This is a genomic window from Hydrogenophaga sp. (genome assembly GCF_022844385.1).
In the GTDB taxonomy this organism is placed as follows: domain Bacteria; phylum Pseudomonadota; class Gammaproteobacteria; order Burkholderiales; family Burkholderiaceae_C; genus Hydrogenophaga.
The window spans coordinates 14,016-17,064 of the sequence record NZ_JALHLX010000070.1 but is presented as its reverse complement, the minus strand read 5'-3'; the positions used below and the strand labels follow the sequence as shown (position 1 = coordinate 17,064).

5 protein-coding genes and 1 pseudogene are annotated in these 3,049 nt (G+C 63.7%); 1 reads left to right on the top strand and 5 read right to left on the bottom strand.

Translation table 11 applies throughout. The annotated features are described in order from the left end of the window. Positions 1-10 precede the first annotated feature (10 nt). From Q0C59_RS12460 to Q0C59_RS12445, 4 genes are all read right to left on the bottom strand, one after another. Positions 11-667: a thioredoxin domain-containing protein gene (locus Q0C59_RS12460; protein WP_291215927.1), complete on the bottom strand. Its 657-nt coding sequence runs from the start codon at positions 665-667 to the stop codon at positions 11-13. Then, the gene (locus Q0C59_RS12455) at positions 664-1,107 is read right to left on the bottom strand and encodes a disulfide bond formation protein B (RefSeq protein ID WP_291215925.1); all 444 of its coding nucleotides are present in this window, start codon (positions 1,105-1,107) and stop codon (positions 664-666) included. Before Q0C59_RS12455 ends, Q0C59_RS12460 begins: the two co-directional genes overlap by 4 nt. A gap of 89 nt (positions 1,108-1,196) precedes the next feature. After that, on the bottom strand, positions 1,197-1,562 hold the full coding sequence (locus tag Q0C59_RS12450; RefSeq protein WP_291215923.1) for a hypothetical protein: 366 nt from the start codon (positions 1,560-1,562) through the stop codon (positions 1,197-1,199). A gap of 119 nt (positions 1,563-1,681) precedes the next feature. Continuing rightward, positions 1,682-2,335: a cation transporter gene (locus Q0C59_RS12445; protein WP_291215920.1), complete on the bottom strand. Its 654-nt coding sequence runs from the start codon at positions 2,333-2,335 to the stop codon at positions 1,682-1,684. An 80-nt stretch (positions 2,336-2,415) separates the two neighbouring features. On the opposite strand from Q0C59_RS12445, the gene Q0C59_RS12440 reads away from it, so the two are divergent. Then, a complete protein-coding gene (locus Q0C59_RS12440; RefSeq protein WP_291215917.1) occupies positions 2,416-2,841 on the top strand; it encodes a Cd(II)/Pb(II)-responsive transcriptional regulator in 426 nt (141 codons plus the stop codon). A 6-nt stretch (positions 2,842-2,847) separates the two neighbouring features. Here Q0C59_RS12440 and Q0C59_RS12435 read toward each other — a convergent pair. After that, positions 2,848-3,049: pseudogene (locus tag Q0C59_RS12435) on the bottom strand (glutathione S-transferase); the annotation flags it as partial.

The window sequence follows — 3,049 nt, the reverse complement described above, 5'->3', positions numbered from 1 at the left end:
GCCATCTGCTTCATTTCTTGACCTTGGCCACTTCCTCCGCCACCAGCGTTGCCAGTTGATCGGGACCAAAGCTGGGCAGGCTGCGTCCGTTCACAAAGAAGGTGGGTGTCTTGGTGACCTGCAGCGCGGTGAGGTCTTCAATGTCTTGCTGCAACAGCGCATGCATGCCAGGCTTCTCCATGTCCTGCCGCGCCTTGGTCAGATCCAGGCCGGCCTGCTCGGCCACCTTGAAAGCGTTCTCGATGTTGGGCTGGCCGTGGTCGGCCCAGGCGGGCTGCGCTGCCAGCACGGCCTCCAACACCGTTTGGTACTTGCCTTGGCTCCTGGCAGCCTCCAACAGCTTGACCACCACGTCCGAACCCTGGTGGAACGGCGCGTACCGGATCACGAGCCGCACGTCGTTCGGGTACTGCGCCATGAGGTTCTTGACCAAAGGGTAGAAAGCGCGGCAAGTCTCGCAGGCCGGGTCAAAAAACTCGACGATGGTGACCGGCGCACCCTGTGGCCCCAACACCGGCGAATGCATGCGCACCAGGCGCGTCTGCTCGGCCTTGACCTGTACGTCCTGCGCGGTCTGCACTCGCGATTGGTAGGCATTCATGCCCAGGTAGAAGAACAAGGCCACGACGGCCAACAGGCCAATGACAGTGAATTTTTTGACGTTCATGAACGGGTTTTTCTCAGGTAAACAAGAAGCAGAAAGGCGATGGCAGTGAAGGCCGCGAGGGACAGCCAGGGAATCTGGACGCCACCCAGAATCTCCAGGCTCTGCTCACTGCATGAGGGGCCAGAGCCGCAAGGCACCCACCACTGGGGCACCCAGCCAGCGACCAGCGCGGTGTGGTAGCCGGCCACTGCCGAGCCGCCCAAGGCCAGCGGCAGCGCATACACAGCACCTCGCCGGTCTTCGGCGAAAGCGGCCATGCCGAGGATGAACGCCAGCGGAAACATGAAGATGCGCTGATACCAGCACAGCAGGCAGGGCGTCATGCCCATGACCTCGCCAATGAAGAGCGCACCGAGCGTGGCCAGCAGGGCCATGCCCCAGGCAGCCATGAGCCAACTCCAGCCCGATGGGGGGTTTCGCTGCGTCGAGCGATCAGTCATGCGTGAGTCCTTCCAAAACGATCGGGTCGGCCCCGTCGCAGACGGGGCCACAAAGGCCAGAGATCGGGGAAGGCGCGCCTGTCAGCGCATCAGGTGAAGGCGTTCCACCCCGAGCCATTCGGGGCAAGCCATTGGGGGCGGTAGGGCCGCGCATGCCAGGGCGGCAGGAGGCGTTCGGCGAGCTGCGCTGCTGGCTCAATGCCGACGGGTTCTGCCTGGGTTGCAGTGGTTGTGGTGAGCGCAGCAGCGCAATTGGAATGGCAGGTTCCGCAATCCAGATCGAAGCTGCCGCTGTCGGTGACAGAGTCGCCATCAACCACGCCGTGATCGGTCCGATGGTGCGTGGCTTTCGGCCCTTGCACAGCCTCGACGTGGCCACAGCACGCCACGACCGCCGCTGCAGAAAACTGCAGCGGCAGGAGTGTGAGCATCAACAAGACCAGAAAGGCGCGCATGCGCTGAATTTTATGCGTCGGGTCTTTCAATGGCTGCGGGCACGGGCAATCAGCTCGCCTTCGCCTGTTCGATCAGTCGTGCGTGCGTGGCGGTGTCGAACTGGCGACCAGCCCGCTGTTCAGTGCTCATGGCCATGGTGGTCCTTGCCTGCGTTCTGGCCCAGCTCACCCCTCGCCTGCCGCATCACCGTCCACCCGCCGTGCAGCGCCAGCGTTGCCATGAGGCTGGCCACCGCCAGATCGGGCCAGGCGGAGCCGGTGCCGAACACGCCGAGCGCGGCCATGAACACGGCCACATTGCCAATGGCGTCGTTGCGCGAGCACAGCCACACGCTGCGCATGTTCGCGTCACCTTCGCGAAACGCATAGAGCATCCAGGCCACGGCCACGTTGGCCACCAGCGCGAGCAGCGCTACCGCTCCCATGGTCATGGCCTGCGGCACACCGCCGTGCCACACCGACCACAACGCAGCGCCCAGCACATACAGGCCAAAGCCCATCATGCTCACGGCCTTGAGCATGGCAGCGCGGGCGCCCCAGGCCAGGGCAGACGCCAGCACCGCGAGCGACACGGCGTAGTTGAGCGCGTCGCCCGCGAAGTCCACCGCATCGGCCAGCAGCGAGAGCGAGCCGGCCTGCACGCCCGCACCGATTTCGATGAAGAACATGGCGGCATTGACGATCAGGGCGATCCAGAGGATCTTGCGGTAGCGGCCCAGGTTGACGATGGCATCAACCTTGGGGGTTTCGTGGTCACAGCAATGGGCTGACATGGTTTTTCCTTTCAATGCCTGCATTGGAAACCCTGAAGTCGCTACAGTGTCAATCACTTGTTTGACCTAAGGGCTTCACCATGCAGATCAAGGAACTGGCCCGCGCCACGGGCGTGGATGTGGAAACCATCCGCTACTACGAAAAGCAGGGATTGCTGCCCGAGCCGGCGCGGCGTGACAACGGCTACCGCGACTACGCAGCGGAGCATCTGGAACGCCTGTCCTTCATCCGCCACTGCCGCGCGCTGGACATGCCGCTGGCCGATGTGAACCGGCTGCTGGGTTTTGTGGATGCGCCGCTGGCCGACTGCAGCGACGTGGACCTGCTTGTCGATGAGCAGCTGGCCCGCGTGCGCGCACGCCTCAAGAGCATGCGGGCCTTGGAGAAGCAATTGCTGCAACTGCGTGCGCGCTGCTCGGGCACGCACGAAGGGCACTGCGGCATTCTGGACGAGCTGGTGTCGGCCGCGCACGGGGAAGCCTGTGCCTGTCACAGCACTGGCTGAAGAAATTCAGTCGAGCTTGATCAGGCCATCGGCCACATACCGTTTGAAGTCGGTCAAGGGCATGGCTGCAGAGCCGTGGGTTTCTTCGTCGGTCCAGCTCAGGGTGACGTCGTTGATGCCGGTGGTCGCGTCCACCGGGCCGGGGCGGATCTCGACGTTCGGGCCATCGCCACTGCGGTATTCGACCTTGCCGACGATGTGTACTTTT